Source organism: Barnesiella sp. An22, from assembly GCF_963931395.1.
Classification (GTDB): domain Bacteria; phylum Bacteroidota; class Bacteroidia; order Bacteroidales; family Barnesiellaceae; genus Barnesiella; species Barnesiella merdigallinarum.
Window position 1 is genome coordinate 3,324,839 of record NZ_OZ007014.1, and the last position, 17,766, is coordinate 3,342,604.

The 17,766-nt window shown below is 54.6% G+C and carries 12 protein-coding genes; 9 read left to right on the forward strand and 3 right to left on the reverse strand.

Annotated elements, in window-relative coordinates:
* Positions 1–147 precede the first annotated feature (147 nt).
* The 7 genes from ABGT88_RS13900 (at position 148) to ABGT88_RS13930 (ending at position 8,754) form a co-directional block, all read left to right on the forward strand.
* Positions 148–459, forward strand: coding sequence for a DUF4491 family protein (locus tag ABGT88_RS13900; RefSeq protein ID WP_087409073.1), 312 nt, complete (start codon positions 148–150; stop codon positions 457–459).
* Between the two features lie 82 nt (positions 460–541).
* Positions 542–877 (forward strand): T9SS type A sorting domain-containing protein, encoded by a 336-nt coding sequence (locus ABGT88_RS13905; protein WP_087409074.1) that lies wholly within the window; start codon positions 542–544, stop codon positions 875–877.
* A gap of 129 nt (positions 878–1,006) precedes the next feature.
* Entirely contained in the window at positions 1,007–2,086 is a 1,080-nt protein-coding gene (locus ABGT88_RS13910) for a branched-chain amino acid aminotransferase (protein WP_289540159.1), read from the forward strand.
* A gap of 75 nt (positions 2,087–2,161) precedes the next feature.
* A complete protein-coding gene (locus ABGT88_RS13915; protein WP_346702709.1) occupies positions 2,162–2,698 on the forward strand; it encodes an HD domain-containing protein in 537 nt (178 codons plus the stop codon).
* A 115-nt stretch (positions 2,699–2,813) separates the two neighbouring features.
* Positions 2,814–5,624 (forward strand): putative LPS assembly protein LptD, encoded by a 2,811-nt coding sequence (locus tag ABGT88_RS13920; protein WP_346702711.1) that lies wholly within the window; start codon positions 2,814–2,816, stop codon positions 5,622–5,624.
* Positions 5,625–5,690: 66 nt separating this feature from the next.
* Entirely contained in the window at positions 5,691–7,136 is a 1,446-nt protein-coding gene (locus tag ABGT88_RS13925; protein WP_087409077.1) for a CCA tRNA nucleotidyltransferase, read from the forward strand.
* A 283-nt stretch (positions 7,137–7,419) separates the two neighbouring features.
* A complete protein-coding gene (locus ABGT88_RS13930) occupies positions 7,420–8,754 on the forward strand; it encodes an NADP-specific glutamate dehydrogenase (RefSeq protein WP_087423116.1) in 1,335 nt (444 codons plus the stop codon).
* 77 nt (positions 8,755–8,831) lie between these two features.
* Here the strand turns inward: ABGT88_RS13930 and ABGT88_RS13935 are convergent, their stop codons facing one another.
* Positions 8,832–10,184, reverse strand: coding sequence for a DUF5036 family protein (locus ABGT88_RS13935; RefSeq protein WP_346702713.1), 1,353 nt, complete (start codon positions 10,182–10,184; stop codon positions 8,832–8,834).
* Between the two features lie 2,021 nt (positions 10,185–12,205).
* Here ABGT88_RS13935 and ABGT88_RS13940 point away from each other — a divergent pair.
* Both ABGT88_RS13940 and ABGT88_RS13945 read left to right on the forward strand, forming a co-directional pair.
* Entirely contained in the window at positions 12,206–12,817 is a 612-nt protein-coding gene (locus ABGT88_RS13940; protein ID WP_289540076.1) for a hypothetical protein, read from the forward strand.
* Complete coding sequence (locus ABGT88_RS13945; RefSeq protein WP_087409082.1) at positions 12,817–13,101, forward strand: transcriptional regulator; 285 nt, start codon at positions 12,817–12,819, stop codon at positions 13,099–13,101. The genes ABGT88_RS13940 and ABGT88_RS13945 overlap by 1 nt, the downstream gene beginning before the upstream one ends.
* Before the next feature lie 261 nt (positions 13,102–13,362).
* Here ABGT88_RS13945 and trxA read toward each other — a convergent pair whose 3' ends face one another.
* Positions 13,363–13,677 (reverse strand): thioredoxin, encoded by a 315-nt coding sequence (gene trxA, locus ABGT88_RS13950; protein WP_087409083.1) that lies wholly within the window; start codon positions 13,675–13,677, stop codon positions 13,363–13,365.
* Positions 13,678–13,755: 78 nt separating this feature from the next.
* Positions 13,756–17,637: a DNA polymerase III subunit alpha gene (gene dnaE, locus ABGT88_RS13955; protein ID WP_258326773.1), complete on the reverse strand. Its 3,882-nt coding sequence runs from the start codon at positions 17,635–17,637 to the stop codon at positions 13,756–13,758.
* Positions 17,638–17,766: the final 129 nt, after the last annotated feature.

The following is a 17,766-nucleotide window of genomic DNA, read 5'->3' on the forward strand; positions in this document are numbered from 1 at the left end:
ATTTTAAGCGAACTAAGTTCCCGTTCGAGAGTTTTACTTTCAACGGGAATTTTTATTTTTGCACACCCCGCAAACAAATACCCCGGCACGACCGGCACAACTTGCGAGGCTACAAAAACCGTAGACAACCTTTTTTACCGTTTCGTTATGGACTTCATCATCGACAACCACCTGCAAGGACTCGTTATCGGAGTCTGCACCTTTCTCATCATCGGGCTGTTTCACCCGATTGTAGTCAAAGCCGAGTACCACTGGGGCACCCGCTGCTGGTGGATATTCCTGCTGCTGGGACTGGCCGGTATCGCCGCCTCGCTGTACCTCGAAAACGTCATGTTCTCGTCGCTGTCGGGGGTGTTTGCCTTCTCGTCGTTCTGGACCATCAAAGAGCTCTTCGACCAGGAGAAGCGGGTGCAAAAGGGGTGGTTCCCCAAAAATCCCAAGCGTACCTACAAATTTTAGGGACAAAGGGGCCACATTTAACGACTTATCCTGCACCATTCCGCAAAAAAAGGTTATCTTTGCAAAAGATATTGTCGTCGTCATGAAACATCTATACGCTATTCTCATTGCATTGGCACTCGGTTGCTCGGCCGCCCCACAGGCATTCGCTCAAGATTGGACGAGCCAATCGGCATGGGCCCTCAGCGACGACGACCGCACCGACGGCTCCAGCCGAGCCCCCGAAATCGAAGTCTCGAGCAAAGAGGGGAATATCTACATACGCACACCTCGCCGGGTAAAAGTAACGGTATATACCATTCTGGGACAGATTGTTACCGAGCGCACCATCAACCCCGGCATATCGGAGCTGAAAATCGGTACCCGCGGCATCTATCTGGTCAAGATCGAAGGCAAGACCCAGAAAGTGGCCTTGTAATTGTCCCCCCGACTGCGCAGCCCCTGCCCCCCTGTAAACACCAACCAGCTCCACGCCCGGCATGAAGAGTCTGAGTTTCGTTGAAAAATAGCTGAAAAGTCAGACCAAACTAATCGGTCTCAAATTTTAATTTTCGGCTTTTATCGTTATCTTTGTCCCTATAAAGTCAAACACAAAAACAACGAAACTATGGAAAGTATCGATTGGTCAAACCTGTCATTCGGCTATATGCCCACTGACTACAACGTACGATGCACCTACAAGGACGGAAAATGGGGCGACATCACGGTTACCAGCTCTCAAACATTCGAAATACACATGGCAGCCACCTGTCTGCACTATGGACAAGAGGCTTTCGAGGGTATGAAGGCCTTCCGGGGGAAAGACGGCAAAATCCGCATCTTCCGCATGGACGAGAATGCCGCCCGCCTGCAAAGCTCGTGCCGCGGCATCATGATGCCCGAGTTGCCCACCGAAAAATTTAACGAGGCTATCCTGACGGTTGTCAAGAAAAACGAGCGCTTCGTGCCTCCCTACGAAAGCGGCGCTTCGCTCTACATCCGCCCGCTGCTCATCGGTACATCGGCACAGGTAGGTGTGAAACCGGCCAAAGAGTACCTCTTCATCGTTTTCGTTTCGCCGGTAGGCCCCTACTTCAAAGAGGGATTCAAACCCACCCCGATGGTCATCCTGCGCCAATACGACCGCGCCGCACCGCTCGGCACCGGCCGCTACAAAGTGGGCGGTAACTACGCTGCCAGTCTGGTATCGGGAGAGAAGGCTCACGCCATGGGCTACTCGGCCGTGCTCTACCTCGACGCCAAAGAGAAGAAATATATCGACGAATGCGGTCCGGCCAACTTCTTCGGCATCCGTGGCAACAGCTACATCACGCCGAAATCGACCTCGATTCTCCCCTCGATTACCAACAAGAGCCTCATGCAGCTGGCCGAAGACCTGGGCATGACGGTCGAAGTGCGTCAGGTACCCGAGGAAGAACTCGCCACGTTCGACGAAGCCGGTGCTTGCGGTACGGCTGCTGTCATCAGCCCCATCGCCCGCATCGACGACCTCGACGAGAACAAGTCGTATGTGTTTTCCAAAGACGGCAAACCCGGCCCCATCTGCGAGAAGCTCTATCACAAGCTGCGCGCCATCCAATATGGCGACGAGCCCGATACCCACAACTGGGTAACCATCGTCGAGTAATTACAAACCCGCTTCATATTCAGGCAGCTCGAAGGCATCCGCTTCGGGCTGCTGCTTTTATAACCACACATCACCATGGACGTTCAAGCCGTTTTCAACAAATACTACCAACCCGGCACCCCGCTATACAACAGCGTGTGGTCGCACAGCCGCCTGGTGGCCGACAAGGCCCTGCAGCTGGCCCAGGCTCATCCCGAGCTCGAGATAGACCTCAACTTCGTCTACGAGGCCGCCATGATTCACGACATCGGGGTATTCCTCACCAACGCCCCCTCCATCTACTGCACGGGCGACCAGCCCTACATCTGCCACGGCGTGCTGGGGGCCGAACTCATGCGGGCCGACGGCTATCCCCGCCACGCCCTCGTGTGCGAGCGCCACACCGGCACGGGCCTCACCGTGGCCGACATCATCGCCCAGAACCTGCCGCTGCCCCACCGCGACATGTGCCCCGTGAGCCTCGAGGAGAAGCTCGTCTGCTTTGCCGACAAGTTCTACTCCAAGTCGAACCCCGATCGCGAAAAACCACTCGACAAGGTACGCAAAAGCGTAGCCCGGTATGGCGAAGATTCACTGCGTCGGTTCGAAGAGATGGCCGCCCTGTTCCTCTGACCGACTGTCGTTCAAGCCCGCCGGCCGCTCTACCCAACAGAGAATAAAATATATTAAATAAAGTCCAAAAGCCGATAAGTCATAGAAAATGTGTATTTTTGCACGTTGATTACAGATGGACACCCCGATGTCGAAAGTGAGCAAGAAATACGCCATACTTCTATCGCTGCTATTCTCTTCCCTGTTTGTGTCGCTCATTGCGCAAGACAGGCATCCCTCTTATAATCAACCGGCTGCAGCCGACACCACACCCGGCGGCGACAGCACCGGGGCAGCCCGCCTCACCTTGCCGGCCCTGCCCGACAGCCTCGGCATCGACTCTCTCGGGGTCGACTCGTTGCTCACCGACTCGCTGGCAGCCGATTCACTGGCCACCGACTCGGTAGCTCCCAAAAAGAAGAAAGCCGGACTTACCTCGGTCGTCGACTACAAGGCCAACGACTCGATTGTATTCACCCACGGCAACGAAGTGTACATGTATGGCCAAGGCGTGGTACAGTTCGACGGCATGGAACTGAACGCCGACCAGATAGAGATGAACATGGACAGCAGCCTGGTCTATGCCGTAGGCCGCCCCGACTCGGTAGGCGACATCGTGGGTCGCCCCGTGTTCAAGGACAAGAGCGGCGAATACGAGTCGGAGACCATGCACTACAACTTCAAGACCAAGAAGGGATACATCACCAACATCGTCACCCAGCAGGGCGAAGGCTACCTCACCGGCGGCAAGACCAAGAAAATGGAGAACGACGAGTTCTACATGAAGGACGGTAAATACACCACCTGCGACAACCACGAACACCCCCACTTCTACCTGCAACTGACCCAGGCCAAGGTGCGCCCCAAAAAGAACATCGTCACCGGCCCCGCCTACATGGTGCTGGCCGACGTGCCCCTGCCGCTGGCTATCCCCTTCGGCTTCTTCCCCTTCACCGAGAAGTATTCGTCGGGTATCATCATGCCCACCTTCGGCGACGAGCTGGCGCGCGGTTACTACCTGCGCGACGGCGGTTACTACTTTGCCATCAACGACTACGTCGACCTGGCCCTCACGGGCGAAATCTACACCAAGGGCTCGTGGGGTGTCAATGCCAAGTCGGCCTATATCAAGCGATACAAATACTCGGGTAACGTAGACCTGAGCTTCATCACCACCATCACGGGAGACAAGGGATTGCCCGACTACACCAAGATGAAGAACTTCAAAGTGGCCTGGACCCACACCCAGGACACCAAGAACAACCCCAACATGTCGCTCTCGGCCAGTGTGAACTACACCACCAGCGGCTACACCCGCAACGACCTGAACAGCTACTACAACGCCAACAGCTTCACCGAGAACACCAAGAGTTCGACGGTAAACATGACCTACCGCATCCCCAACTCGGTGTGGAGTTTCTCGGCTACGGCCAACGTCACCCAGCGTACACAGGACTCTACGCTGAATGTCTCGTTCCCCAACCTCACCATCTCGATGGGCCAGATCTACCCCTTCAAGCGTAAAACCGTGGTAGGCAACGAGCGCTGGTACGAAAAGATACAGATGTCGTACAGCGGCCGGTTCCAGAACTCGATTCTCACCAAGCAGGACCAGATACTCAAATCGAACCTCATCAAGGACTGGCGCAACGGCATGTATCACAACATACCTATCTCGGCCACGTTCAACGTGCTGAAGTACCTCAACCTCACCGCCAGCTTCAACTTTACCGACCGCATGTACTCCAACAAGGTGATGCAGTCGTGGGACACCCAGCAGGCCCGCGTCGTGCAGGACACGGTCTACGGCTTCTACAACGTCTACAACTACTACGGTTCGTTGAGCGCCGATACCAAACTCTACGGTTTCTACACCCCGTGGAAAATCTTCGGCGACAAGGTGCAGGCCATCCGCCACATCTTCACCCCCTCGGTATCGTTCAGCGCAGCGCCCGACTTCAGTTCGCCCCGCTACGGATTCTGGGACTCCTACTCCTACGTCAACTCGCTGGGCGAAACGGTAACCACCAAATACTCCCCCTTCTCGAACGGTATCTACGGCACCGTGTCGCAGGGCAAGCAGGGAACCGTTTCGTTTGCCGTATCGAACAACCTGGAGATGAAGGTCAAGTCGGACCGCGACTCGACCGGCGTGCGCAAAATATCGCTCATCGAGAACCTCTCGGCCAACATGAGCTACAACATGGCTGCCGACTCAATGAAGTGGAGTAACCTGAATACCTCGATTCTCATCAAGCTCACCAAGAACTTCAACCTGCAGATGAGCGCCACGTGGGATACCTATACCTACCAGCTCGACAGCTACGGCAACCCCGTGCGGGTGAACAAGCCCCGCTGGACCGTAGGCAAGGGACTGGGACGACTCTCGAGCACCGGTACCTCGTTCTCCTACACCTTCAACAACGATACGTTCAAGAAGAAGGACAAGGGCTCCGACACCAAGAAGACGCAGCAAAACCTGCCACAGAACAACATGCCACCCGACCCCAACATGAGCAACGACGAGGAGGAGAGCTCGTCGGGCGACGACGACGTCCAGTTCGGCCCCGACGGATATGCCATCTGGGAAGTGCCGTGGAGCCTCTCGATCAACTACTCGGTCAACTACGGCTACGGCACCTTCAACAAAAAGAAGATGGAGTACAACGGCAAGTTCACCCAGAACCTCAGCCTCTCGGGCAACATCAACCTCACGAAAAACTGGTCGTTCAACTTCTCGGCCAGCTACGACTTCGAGGCCAAGAAGATTGCCTACATGAACTGTAACATCACCCGCGACCTGCACTGCTGGTCGATGAGTGCCAGCTTCGTGCCCGTGGGCCCCTACAAGTCGTACAACTTCCACATCAGCGTCAAGTCGTCGCTGCTGCAAGACCTCAAATACGACAAGCGAGGCAACTCCTACGACCGCCTCGACTGGTATTAGTCGTCAAGGGTCCTTGCCGCAATGGCAAAAAAATCGTACTTTTACCGTCAATTCAACCCCACGATTATGCAAGCCGACAATCAGCTTATTCTCGATCATCTCGATCAACCCATATTCCACCTCATCGGCGAGGTGGCCGACGCGATGAACCGCCCCTGCTTCGTTATCGGCGGCTATGTGCGCGACATCTTTCTGAACCGCCCCTCCAAGGACATCGACATCGTCACCCTGGGCAGCGGCATCGAACTGGCCGAGGCCCTCACCGCCCGGCTGGGCAAACGGGCTCACCTCTCGACCTTCCGCAACTTCGGCACGGCTCAGGTGAAATATAACCGCCGGGGCGAGAATTTCGAAATCGAGTTCGTCGGCGCCCGCAAGGAGTCGTACAGCCACGACTCGCGCAAGCCGGTAGTCGAGGACGGAACCCTGCAGGACGACCAGAACCGGCGCGACTTCACCATCAACGCCCTGGCCCTGTGTCTGAACCGCGACCGCTGGGGCGAACTGGTCGACCCCTTCGGCGGTATGGACGACCTCGAAAAAGGGATTATCCGCACCCCGCTCGACCCCGACATCACCTTCAGCGACGACCCCCTGCGCATGATGCGGGCCATACGGTTCGCCACGCAGCTCAACTTCCGCATCGAGACCGAGACCTTCGCCGCCATCGAGCGCAACCGCTCGCGTATCGAAATCATCTCGAAAGAGCGCATCATCGACGAACTGGGCAAAATCATCCGCTCCGACATCCCCTCCAAGGGATTCATCCTGCTCGACGACTGCAAGCTGCTGCCCCTCATCTTCCCCGAGGTGGCCGCCCTCAAAGGGGTAGAGACCGTCAAGGGTCGCGGACACAAAGACAACTTCTACCACTCGCTCGCCGTGCTCGACAACGTAGCGCTGCGCAGCCGCAACGAGTGGCTGCGGTGGGCCGCTCTGCTGCACGACATAGGCAAACCCCGCACCAAACGCTACGATGCCCGGCTGGGATGGACCTTCCACAACCACAACTACGTGGGCGAGAAGATGATACCCGGTATCTTCCGCCGTATGAAACTGCCCCTCAACGACAAGATGAAGTATGTACAGAAGCTCGTGGGGTTGCACATGCGGCCCATCGTCCTGGCCGAAGAGGTGGTTACCGACTCGGCCGTGCGCCGGCTGCTCTTCGACGCGGGCGACGACATAGACGACCTGATGCTGCTGTGCGAGTCGGACATCACCTCGAAAAACCGTGAGAAGGTGAAACGATTTCTCGACAACTTCGAACTCGTGCGCACCAAACTGCGAGAAATCGAAGAGAAGGACAGCATCCGCAACATGAAGCTGCCCATCCGCGGCGAAGAGATTATGGAGACCTTCGGGCTGCCCCCCTCGCGCCCGGTAGGCGAACTGCTTTCGGCCATCAAAGAGGCCATACTCGACGGCAAAATTCCCAACGAACACGAGCCGGCCCGCCAATTCATGCTCGAGACCGCAGCCGCCATGGGATTGCAACCGGTCGAGAAATAGTATAATTATGAGAGATTTCTCACATTTCGAGCGATAATTCGCTCAAAAAGATATTATTCCGTCAATTTTCTTTGTAAAGTGAAAGTTTTTATCCAAAAAGGCTTTCACTTTATTTATTTTTACTATCTTTGTCGGCACAAATAAAGCCGAGCCGCTATTCTACAGCACAATTTGTTACGGAATCGAGGCACTGCACAACACGATGTCACCATAAGAAAGCATCACGCTTGCAACGTGTTACACCAGGAATAGCATTCCATCAAACCAAAAAACATACTTATCGATGAAAACAACAGAAGTATTGAACGAATTGAAACGCCGGTTCCCCAACGAGCCGGAGTACCACCAGGCCGTCGAAGAGGTATTGTCGACGATCGAAGAGGTCTACAACCAACACCCCGAGTTCGACCGCTACAACCTGATCGAACGCCTGTGTATCCCCGACCGCATCTTCTCGTTCCGGGTCACCTGGGTCGACGACCAGGGCCGCGTGCAAACCAACATGGGCTATCGCGTACAGCACAACAACGCCATCGGCCCGTACAAGGGAGGTATCCGTTTCCACTCGTCGGTCAATCCTTCTATCCTCAAATTCCTCGCCTTCGAACAGACCTTCAAAAACGCCCTCACCACGCTGCCCATGGGTGGCGGAAAAGGAGGGTCGGACTTCAACCCCAAGGGTAAATCCGACATGGAAATCATGCGCTTCTGTCAGGCCTTCGTCACCGAGTTGTGGCGCTACATCGGCCCCGATACCGACGTGCCTGCCGGCGATATAGGCGTGGGCGGCCGCGAGGTAAGTTACATGTACGGCATGTACAAGAAGCTGGCCCGCGAAAACACGGGAACCTTCACGGGCAAGGGCCTCGAATTTGGCGGCTCGCTCATCCGCCCCGAAGCCACCGGCTACGGCAACGTCTACTTCCTGCTCGAGATGCTCAAGACCCGCGGCATCGACCTCAAAGGGAAGGTGGTTACGGTATCGGGGTCGGGCAACGTGGCCCAATACACCGTACAGAAACTCATCTCGTTGGGTGCCAAAGTAGTGACCATGTCCGACAGCGACGGCTACATCTACGACCCCGACGGCATCGACGAGAAGAAACTGGCCTACATCTTCGAATTGAAGAACCTCTACCGCGGCCGTATCCGTGAATACGCCGAGGAGTATGGCTGCAAATATGTCGAGGGCGGACGTCCCTGGGGCGAAAAGTGCGACATCGCCATGCCCAGCGCCACCCAGAACGAACTCGACGGCGACGACGCCCGCACCCTGCTGGCCAACGGCTGTTTCGCTGTGTCGGAAGGGGCCAACATGCCCTCGACCCCCGAGGCCATCGAGCAGTTCCTCGCAGCCAAGATTCTCTACGCTCCGGGCAAGGCAGCCAACGCCGGCGGTGTATCGGTGAGCGGACTGGAGATGACGCAAAACTCCATGAAGATAAGCTGGACAGCCGAAGAGGTGGACCAGAAACTGAAACAAATCATGCACGACATTCACGAGCAGTGTACCCGCTACGGCAAAGAGAGCGATACCTACACCAACTACGTGAAGGGCGCCAACATCGCCGGCTTCATGAAAGTGGCCAAGGCCATGATGGCACAAGGCATCTTGTAACAAACAGACAGTTAGTTATTGTTGAATAAGCCAAACAGGCGGGAGGTTCTCCAGAGAGTCTCCCGCCTGTTGTGTGTTTACTTATAGGCAATCTGCGTAAAATCGTCTTTTTTTATCATATCCGTCGAATATTGAGGCGTACTGGCCGACAGATAGATAACAGCCAAATCGGGATTTCCTGTACAATATGCATATATCTGCTGTTGATTTTTATCCAAAACACCCATATTACTGTAAAAAATCAACCCACATTGGCTCAAATCCAATTCGGTCAATCGGTTCGATTCGCAATGAAGGAATGAAAGAGCCCGATTGTTTTGAAGAGATAGCTGAGTCAAAAGATTATTATTACACCTAAGATCATCCAACCGACTACAAGATGAAACATCCAAATCGGTCAATTGGTTATCATTACAGTTCAATTCTTCCAAATTTGAGAGAGATACAGATAATTGTGTGAGTTGATTACCCGAAAGATTCAATATCTTCAAGTTATCTAAATCAGGTACATTAAACTCAATTAAGTTATTAGACGAACAATCCAGCTCTTCCAAATTTTTCAAAGTCGTCAGCTTTGAAAAATCAAAAGAAGACAAATCATTATATGCACATTTCAACGTCGTCAGTGTGGTAGGCAAATTGGTTAACTCTGCTATATTATTACTCGAGCAATTCAATGTCGTTAGCTTGGAAGGCAATTGAGGCAATTCTGTTATCTCATTAAACGAGCAATCCAATATTGTCAAATTTGTAAATAGCTCTATCCCCTGTAAAGAAGATATTTGACGACTGGAACACCAGATAGACGTAACCGAAGCGGCCTCCTGCGGTGTCAATATACCATCGGAATTTGTATCGAACTCTGCAGCAAGATATGCCCTGAATTGTGCATCAGGAATATCCACGAGAATATCTTCTATATTTTCAGGTTCATACGGCGACTGATATTTGACATAGGCCCCCAATATCGTGTTGGCTGCCGACAAAATATATTTCTCCACATACAAACGTGCATAGACGTAATAACCGTTATTCGTTTTATATCGAACAAAATAACCATGTCCCTCTTGTACAGCAACCGTAGAAGCCCACCCTTTGGAGGGAGCCTCTCGCACATTACCCAAGCCATTGACCGCTCCTACCGAACAAAAGTCAATATCATCAACATAATAGCCATAATGGTAAGGGACGAAATTATCTCCTCCATCTATATAAAAACCACCAGCCTCAAACAGACCGACAACTGTTTTACCATTGTTCTCATTACGAACCGAAACAAGGATTGTCCCCTCTGGATCGGGAACTGCATCACCTCCATTCCCCAATGAGATACCATCGTCCGGAACAAGCCCCTTATCCTCCTCCGTACAGGCATTGCCCCCTATCAGCAGGACAACCAGCGCCATCATCATAAAAAATTTTGTCTTCATAACAGTAAATATTAAGGATTAAACTTAGTGCTACTCCAGACAAAAAAACGTGGACAATTTGCATATCCACTGATGAGGTCTTGGCGTACCTGGATAAAGAGATAATGCAAACGCCCACGCCGTATGAACAGCGCGAGCATCAACTTTGCTTTTTCTTTATCCAATTAAACCGCCAAGTTTCATCAGTAAGAAAGAAAAGCCAATGCGCTTTTTATGTCGTAATATGTCTGCCCGCCCCTCGGGCGAACGAAACAAAAGTAGTGCTTTTTCTTAAAAAAACAAAATCGGCATCACCTTTCTGCCTATACTCCTCTCGCCACTTGTGCTCCCCGTGGCATTTTGCGCTGCGACCCTCTCGTCATTCCGCGCCACGACGCGGAATCCAGGAATACCCGGGCATGGCATAACTCAGGACGCACGAGCCGTGCGTCCCTACTCCACCCTCTGCCACCCAGAAGCTGGACCCCACATCGAATGCGGGTGACACGATATGTTCATTCTTCTCTACAGCGAGAAGAACGAATCAAGAAGCGCCGCTGCTGTTATCGAGCTATCTCGTTCGGAGGCTGGCGCCACCCTCGGGGGCTACGGAACTCGCTGCGCTCAGACAGTCCTCGCCCTCACTCCTCGGTCGGCTGGCCTCCTCCCGGCCCGATAAAGGCGGGGGTATCGCTACTCTACACAGAAAATGTCCCGGACATTTCGCAGTACGATATCCAAAGATATACCGGCCTATCTCGTCATTCCGCGCTGCGACGCGGAATCCAGGAATACCCGGGCATGGCATAACTCAGGACGCACGAACCGTGCGGCACTACTCCACCCACTGCCACCTCCAGAAGCTGGACCCCGCATCGGGTGCGGGTGACACGGTTATGTTCATTCTTCTCTGCAGCGAGAAGAACGAACCAAGAAGCGCCGCCGCTGTTATCGGGCTATCTCGCTCGGAGGCTGGCACCGCCCTCGGGGGCTGCGGAACTCGCTGCGCTCAAACAGTCCTCGCCCTTATTCCTCAACCGGCTGGCCTCCTCCCGGCCCGATAAAGGCGGGGGTATCGCTACTCTACACAGAAAATGTCCCGGACATTTCGCAGTACGATATCCAAAGATATACCGGCCTATCTCGTCATTCCGCGCTGCGACGCGGAATCCAGAAATACCCGGGCACGATATAACTCAGGACGCACGAACCGTGCGGCACTACTCCACCCACTGCCACCTCCAGAAGCTGGACCCCGCATCGAGTGCGGGGTGACACAATGCGCATCGGAGACGGGGAGGCACTCTCGTCATTCCGCGCCACGACGCGGAATCCAGAAATACCCGGGCACGGTATAACTCAGTACTCACGAACTGTGTGGCACTACTCCACCCTCTGCCATCTCCAAAGCTGGGCCCCGCTTCGAATGTGGGTGACACGGTTATGTTCATTCTTCTCTGCAGCGAGAAGAACGAACCAAGAAGCGCCGCCGCTGTTATCGGGCTATCTCGCTCGGAGGCTGGCACCGCCCTCGGGGGCTGCGGAACTCGCTGCACTCAAACAGTCCTCGCCCTCATTCCTCAACCGGCTGGCCTCCTCCCGGCCCGATAAAGGCGGGGGTATCGCTACTCTACACAGAAAATGTCCCGGACATTTCGCAGTACGATATCCAAAGATATACCGGCCTATCTCGTCATTCCGCGCCACGACGCGGAATCCAGAAATACCCGGGCACGGTATAACTCAGTACTCACGAACTGTGCGGCACTACTCCACCCTCTGCCACCCAGAAGCTGGACCCCGCGTCGAGTGCGGGGTGACACAGTGCGCATCACGTGTGGGGTGACACAAAGCCCCCATCGAATGCAGAGCGCCCCTCTCCCTCAAAAAAAATACACCCACTCACTAAAAAAATATTCCGAAATATTTGGTTTATATTATAAACCGATTTATATTTGCAGCATCAATACTTTCCAAGAAGAGACCATATAGCTATATAGTTTATAAAATAAACCAATTTGTAAACCTTAAAATTTGAACGTATGGAAGAGAAAAAACTGAACGAAAAGGAGAGCCTGGAGCTCATCACCCAAATGATTAGGCAGAGCCGGAAGAATATCGGGACCGGAAGCGGTAACCGGTTCCTGCTCTACGGTTACCTGGCCGTAGTGCTTGCTGTCGTGGTCTTTGCGCTGGTCAGCACAACCGGCAGCTCGGTATGGGCCGCCGCCTGGTTCCTCATGTTTGCCCCCTTTATCTATACAACGGTACATGACCGCAAGCACCGCCCCACGGTGATTACCTATACCGACCGCATGATCGACGAGACGTGGAAGGTGATAGGCACCCTCTTCGTCATCACCGTGCTGACGATGATGATTCTGGGTTATGCCCTGGGGAGTGTCAACTTCGGGCTGATGATGCCGTTGGCTCTTATCTACTGCGGCATAGGAACCTCGATTACGGGGCTGGTGATTAAAGACTCGGTGCTGGCCTACCTGCCGCTCTTCGGACTGGTCTTTGCCATCTACATGCTGATGACCCTGCCTGCCTTGCAGCACGTACCTGCCACCTGGCACCTCTACTTTGGTATTTCGTTTCTGATTATGATGGTTATCCCCGGGCATAACCTGAACGCTAAATGTCGTAAGTGATGCTGCGCGAACTGAATCCCCTGCTACACTCGCAACTGCGACTGGCCATCGTGTCGATACTCCTCTCGGTAGACGAAGCCGACTTCGTCTACCTGAAAGAGCAGACGGGCGCCACGGCGGGCAACCTGAGCGTGCAGATAGACAAACTGGCGTCGGCCGGATACATTGGGGTGAAGAAAGAGTTTGTAGGGAAAAAGACCCGCACGACCTGCCAGATTACCGAACGGGGCCGCGATGCGTTCGAACAGTATGTCGAGGCGCTCAAGGAGTATCTGAAACTGTAAGCGAGGCATCATGCGGTAGCCAGAAGTAGCGACGTCTGTGTCATTCCGCGCCACGACGCGGAATCCAGAATTACCCGGGTAAGAACTCAGGACGCACAAGCCGTGCGTCCCTACTCTACCCACTACCACCTCCAAAGCTGGACCCCGCATCGAGTGCGGGGTAACACAATGCGCATCGGGGTATGGAGTGACGCGCACAAATACACCACGGGCCGGCTCGATTGATTTCGAGTCGGCCCGTGTTAGCTTTTTCTGCCACGCTTAGAGCAGAGCCTTCACCTTAGCTTCGAGGTCGGCCTTCGAGGCAGAACCTACGTGCTTATCTACCAGTTTACCCTCCTTGAAGAAGAGCAACGTGGGGATATTGCGGATGCTATACTCGGCGCTGATATCGGAATCGTCGTCGACGTTATATTTACCGATAATCACTTTACCTTCATACTCTTCGGCGAGTTCGTCGACCGAGGGGGCGATAGCCCGGCAAGGGCCACACCATTCTGCCCAGAAATCGATTACCACGGGTTTGCCCGAAGCAATCAGCTCCTTTGCATTTTCATCATTGATTTTCAATGCCATAGTTCTATCTGTTTATAATTTATCGTTATCACGTATTACGGAACAAAATTAGGTATTCTGTGGTTGAGTCGCAAACGATTATTCATTTATTTTGAAGGTCACCTCTTCGTTCTCGTTGAGGAAATCGATGAGCTCCTCGGTAATCATGGGACGACGCCGCGAGCGCAACCGCACCGACTTGCCCAGCTCCGAATCGTAAATCTTGAAGTTGAGTTCGGCCTTGTGCTGATGAGCCGGCGGCATAAAGTCGGAGAGGGTCTGGATGAAACCGTTCTTCACGAGGCGGGCCGGCATCTCGATGGTGATGGAGTTGAGCATCGTGCCCTTCAGCTCCGAGAGCAGTTTCATTTCGAGTATCTTCAGGTCGATGCGTCCGGGGGTATACTTCGAGGGGACACAGCGGGCCCGCACCCACACGAAGGTGCCGTTGTTGGCACCGAACTTGCCGTAGTCGATGAAATCCTGCCCGAAGAGAGGGATGTCGTCGGCCCCCGAATAGTCTTCGATCTTGATGAATCCATACTGCCCGCCGCGCTTGCCGATGCCGGTGCGGTAGTCGACCACCACGCCGCCGAAAGTGAGCTCCTTGTCGAGCAGCGCCTCGCGGTTCTTCAAGTCGGTCATACGGGTGTTGCAACCGTAGAGCAGTTCCAGTTTATAGGCATCGAGAGGGTGAGCCGAGAGATACATGCCCACGAGCTCGCGCTCCTTGTCGAGCCGCTCGATGTCGGAGAGAGGTACACCCCGCGGTATCTCGGGCGGAGTCGTCACGATAGAGGAGTCGCTGCCGAAAAGCGAAGCCACCTGCGACAGCTTGTCGCTCTGTACCTTCACTCCGTAGCGTACCAGCGTATCGAGGAAGGGCTCGCCCTTGCTGGTCATGGCCGAAAAGTCCTCGCGGTGAATCTCCTTGAACGAATCGAAGGCCCCCGAAATGGCCAGCGACTCGATGGTCTTCTTGCCACAGGCCGAGAGGTTGACCCGCTCGACAAAATCGAAAATGCCCTTGTACGGACCGTTGGCCTCGCGCTCCCGCACGATGGCCTGCACGGCCGAGTCGCCCACCCCCTTGATGGCCCCCAGACCGAAGCGGATGTTTCCCTTCTTGTTGACCGAGAACTTGTACTGGCTCTCGTTGACATCGGGGCCCAGCACCTGAATCTTCATGGCCTTGCACTCGTCCATGAATTTGGTGATTTCGGTGATGTTGTTGAGGTTTCGGCTGAGCACGGCCGCCATGTACTCCGAGGGGTAATTGGCCTTGAGGTAGGCGGTCTGGAAAGCCACCCACGAGTAACAGGTAGCGTGGCTCTTGTTGAAGGCGTAGGAGGCAAACTTCTCCCAGTCGGCCCAAATCTTCTCGAGCACCTCCTTCTTGTGACCGTTCTTCTCGCCGCCCGAAATGAAGAGGGGCTTCAAGGCGTCGAGCTTGTCTTTCAACTTCTTACCCATGGCCTTACGCAGACCGTCGGACTGACCGCGGGTGAAGTTGGCCAACAGACGCGAGAGCAACATCACCTGCTCCTGATAGACGGTGATGCCGTAGGTATCCTTCAGATACTTCTCCATGATGGGGATGTCGTAGACGATAGGCTCCTTGCCCTGCTTACGGGCGATGAACTGGGGGATATACTCCATAGGTCCCGGCCGGTAGAGGGCATTCATGGCGATGAGGTCTTCGAAGGTGGTGGGATGCAGCTCGCGCAGGTACTTCTGCATACCGGCCGACTCGAACTGGAAGGTACCGGTCGTGCGGCCGGCGCTGTACAGCTCGTAGGTCTTGGGGTCGTCGATGGGAATCGAATCGATGTCGAGGTCGATATGTCGGGTCTGCCGGATGTTCTCGACCGCCTCCTTGATAATCGAGAGGGTTTTCAGCCCCAGAAAGTCCATCTTGATGAGGCCGGTATCCTCGATCACGCTCCCTTCGTACTGGGTCACGAGCATCTTCTCGCCGGTCTCCTTGTCGTCGGCCGTGCTCACAGGCACCCAGTCGGTAATGGCATCACGGCCGATAATGACACCGCAGGCATGCACGCCGGTATTGCGCACGTTGCCTTCGAGCATCTGGGCATATTTCATCGTATCGGCCAGGAGCTGGTCGCTCGAGTTGCAAGCATCTTTCAACTCCTGAACATTTTCGATACAGTTTTTCAGATTGATTTTTTGAGCCTTGCCGTTCTTCTCGGGCAGGCGGTCGGGAATGAGGCGGGTCAGGCGGTCCGACTCGGAGAGCGGCAGCTTCTGCACCCGCGCCACATCCTTGATAGCCAACTTGGTGGCCATGGTGCCGTAGGTGATGATGTGGGCCACCTTCTCGGCCCCATACTTCTCGGTCACCCACTGCAGCACCCGTCCGCGACCATCGTCATCGAAGTCGACATCGATATCGGGCAACGAAATACGGTCGGGGTTGAGGAACCGCTCGAACAGCAGGTCGTACTTCATGGGGTCTATCTGGGTAATCTTCAGGCAGTAGGCCACCACCGAACCGGCGGCCGAACCACGGCCGGGGCCTACCGACACGTCGAGCTCGGTGCGGGCGGCGTTGATAAAGTCCTGCACAATGAGGAAGTAACCCGGGAAACCCATTGTCTTCATAATGTGCAGCTCGAAGGTGATGCGCTCCAGCACCTCGGGCGAGAGCTCCTCGCCATAGCGCTCGTGTGCCCCCTTGAAGGTGAGCTCCTTCAGATAGTCGGCCTCGAGCTTGATACGGTAGAGTTTCTCATAACCGCCCAGCTTCTCGATTTTCTTGCGGGCCGACTCCTCGTCCATCACCACATTGCCGTTCTCGTCGCGGGTAAACTCGTTGAAAATATCTTCATCGGTAAACTTGCGGCGATACTCCTCCTCGGTACCGAAGCTCTCGGGGATGGGGAAGGTAGGCATAAGCGGGGCGTGGTCTATCGAGTAGAACTCGACCTTGTCGAGAATCTCGAGCGTATTGGCGAGCGCCTCGGGCACATCGGCAAAGAGGTCGTTCATCTCCTGCTGGGTCTTCAGCCACTCCTGTTTGGAATAGAGCATGCGGGTGGGGTCGTCGAGATCCTTGCCCGTGCTCAGGCAGATGAGGCGGTCGTGCGCCTCGGCATTCTCCTCTTCGACAAAATGGACGTCGTTGGTACATACCAGTTTGATGCCGTGCTTGCGCGACATCTCGATAAGGTGGGCATTCACCTCGTTTTGCAAGACGAAGGTCTCGTGGTTGGCCCGCGGCACGGTGGCCTTGTGGCGTTGCAACTCCAGGTAGTAGTCGTCGCCGAAAATCCGCTTGAACCACAGGATGGCCTCCTCGGCTCCCGCCAGGTCGCCCGTCAGTATTTTGCGGGGAATCTCGCCACCCAAACAGGCCGAGCAGACGATGAGCCCTTCGTGATATTTCTCGAGTTCGTACTTGTCGGTACGGGGACGCGAGTAGAAACCCTCGGTCCACCCTTTCGACACCAGCTTGATGAGGTTGTGATACCCCTTCAGGTTCTTGGCCAGCACAATCAAGTGATAACCGCCATCATCGATGGCACCCTTGCGGATGGAGATGCCGTTCACCTCGTTGACCACGGCACTGCGCACCTCGCGCGGAGTGGCCTCCTTGTCGGTGAGCCGACGGCGGGCCACATACACCTCGCAACCCAGGATGGGCTTGAATATCTTGGCTTCGAGGTCGGCTACCTGCTGGCGCAACGAGGCCAGCTCGGCCTCCTTGTCGTCGACCGTTTCGTCGCCCTTCTCGATGGCATCGATGCGTTTCTGTATCTTTTTGATGTCATCCTTCACCGCACCGTTTTTCTTCTTCACCAGATTGAAAAACTCTTTTATCCCGAACATGTTGCCGTGGTCGGTCAGGGCCAGGCCCTTCATGCCGTCTTTCATGGCCTTGTCGACCAGCGCCGGTATGGAAGCCTGTCCGTCGAGAATAGAGTACTGGGAGTGAACGTGCAGATGAACAAAGGGTTGCATATATGAGACTAGATTTAGATTCGTGGGCTTAAAGGTACAAAGATATTCGCAGAGAACGAAGCCGCCGGCCGATGTTTTTTGAACAACTTATACACACCGGCCCGCTCCTGAAAAAGCTGTCCCGGCAGA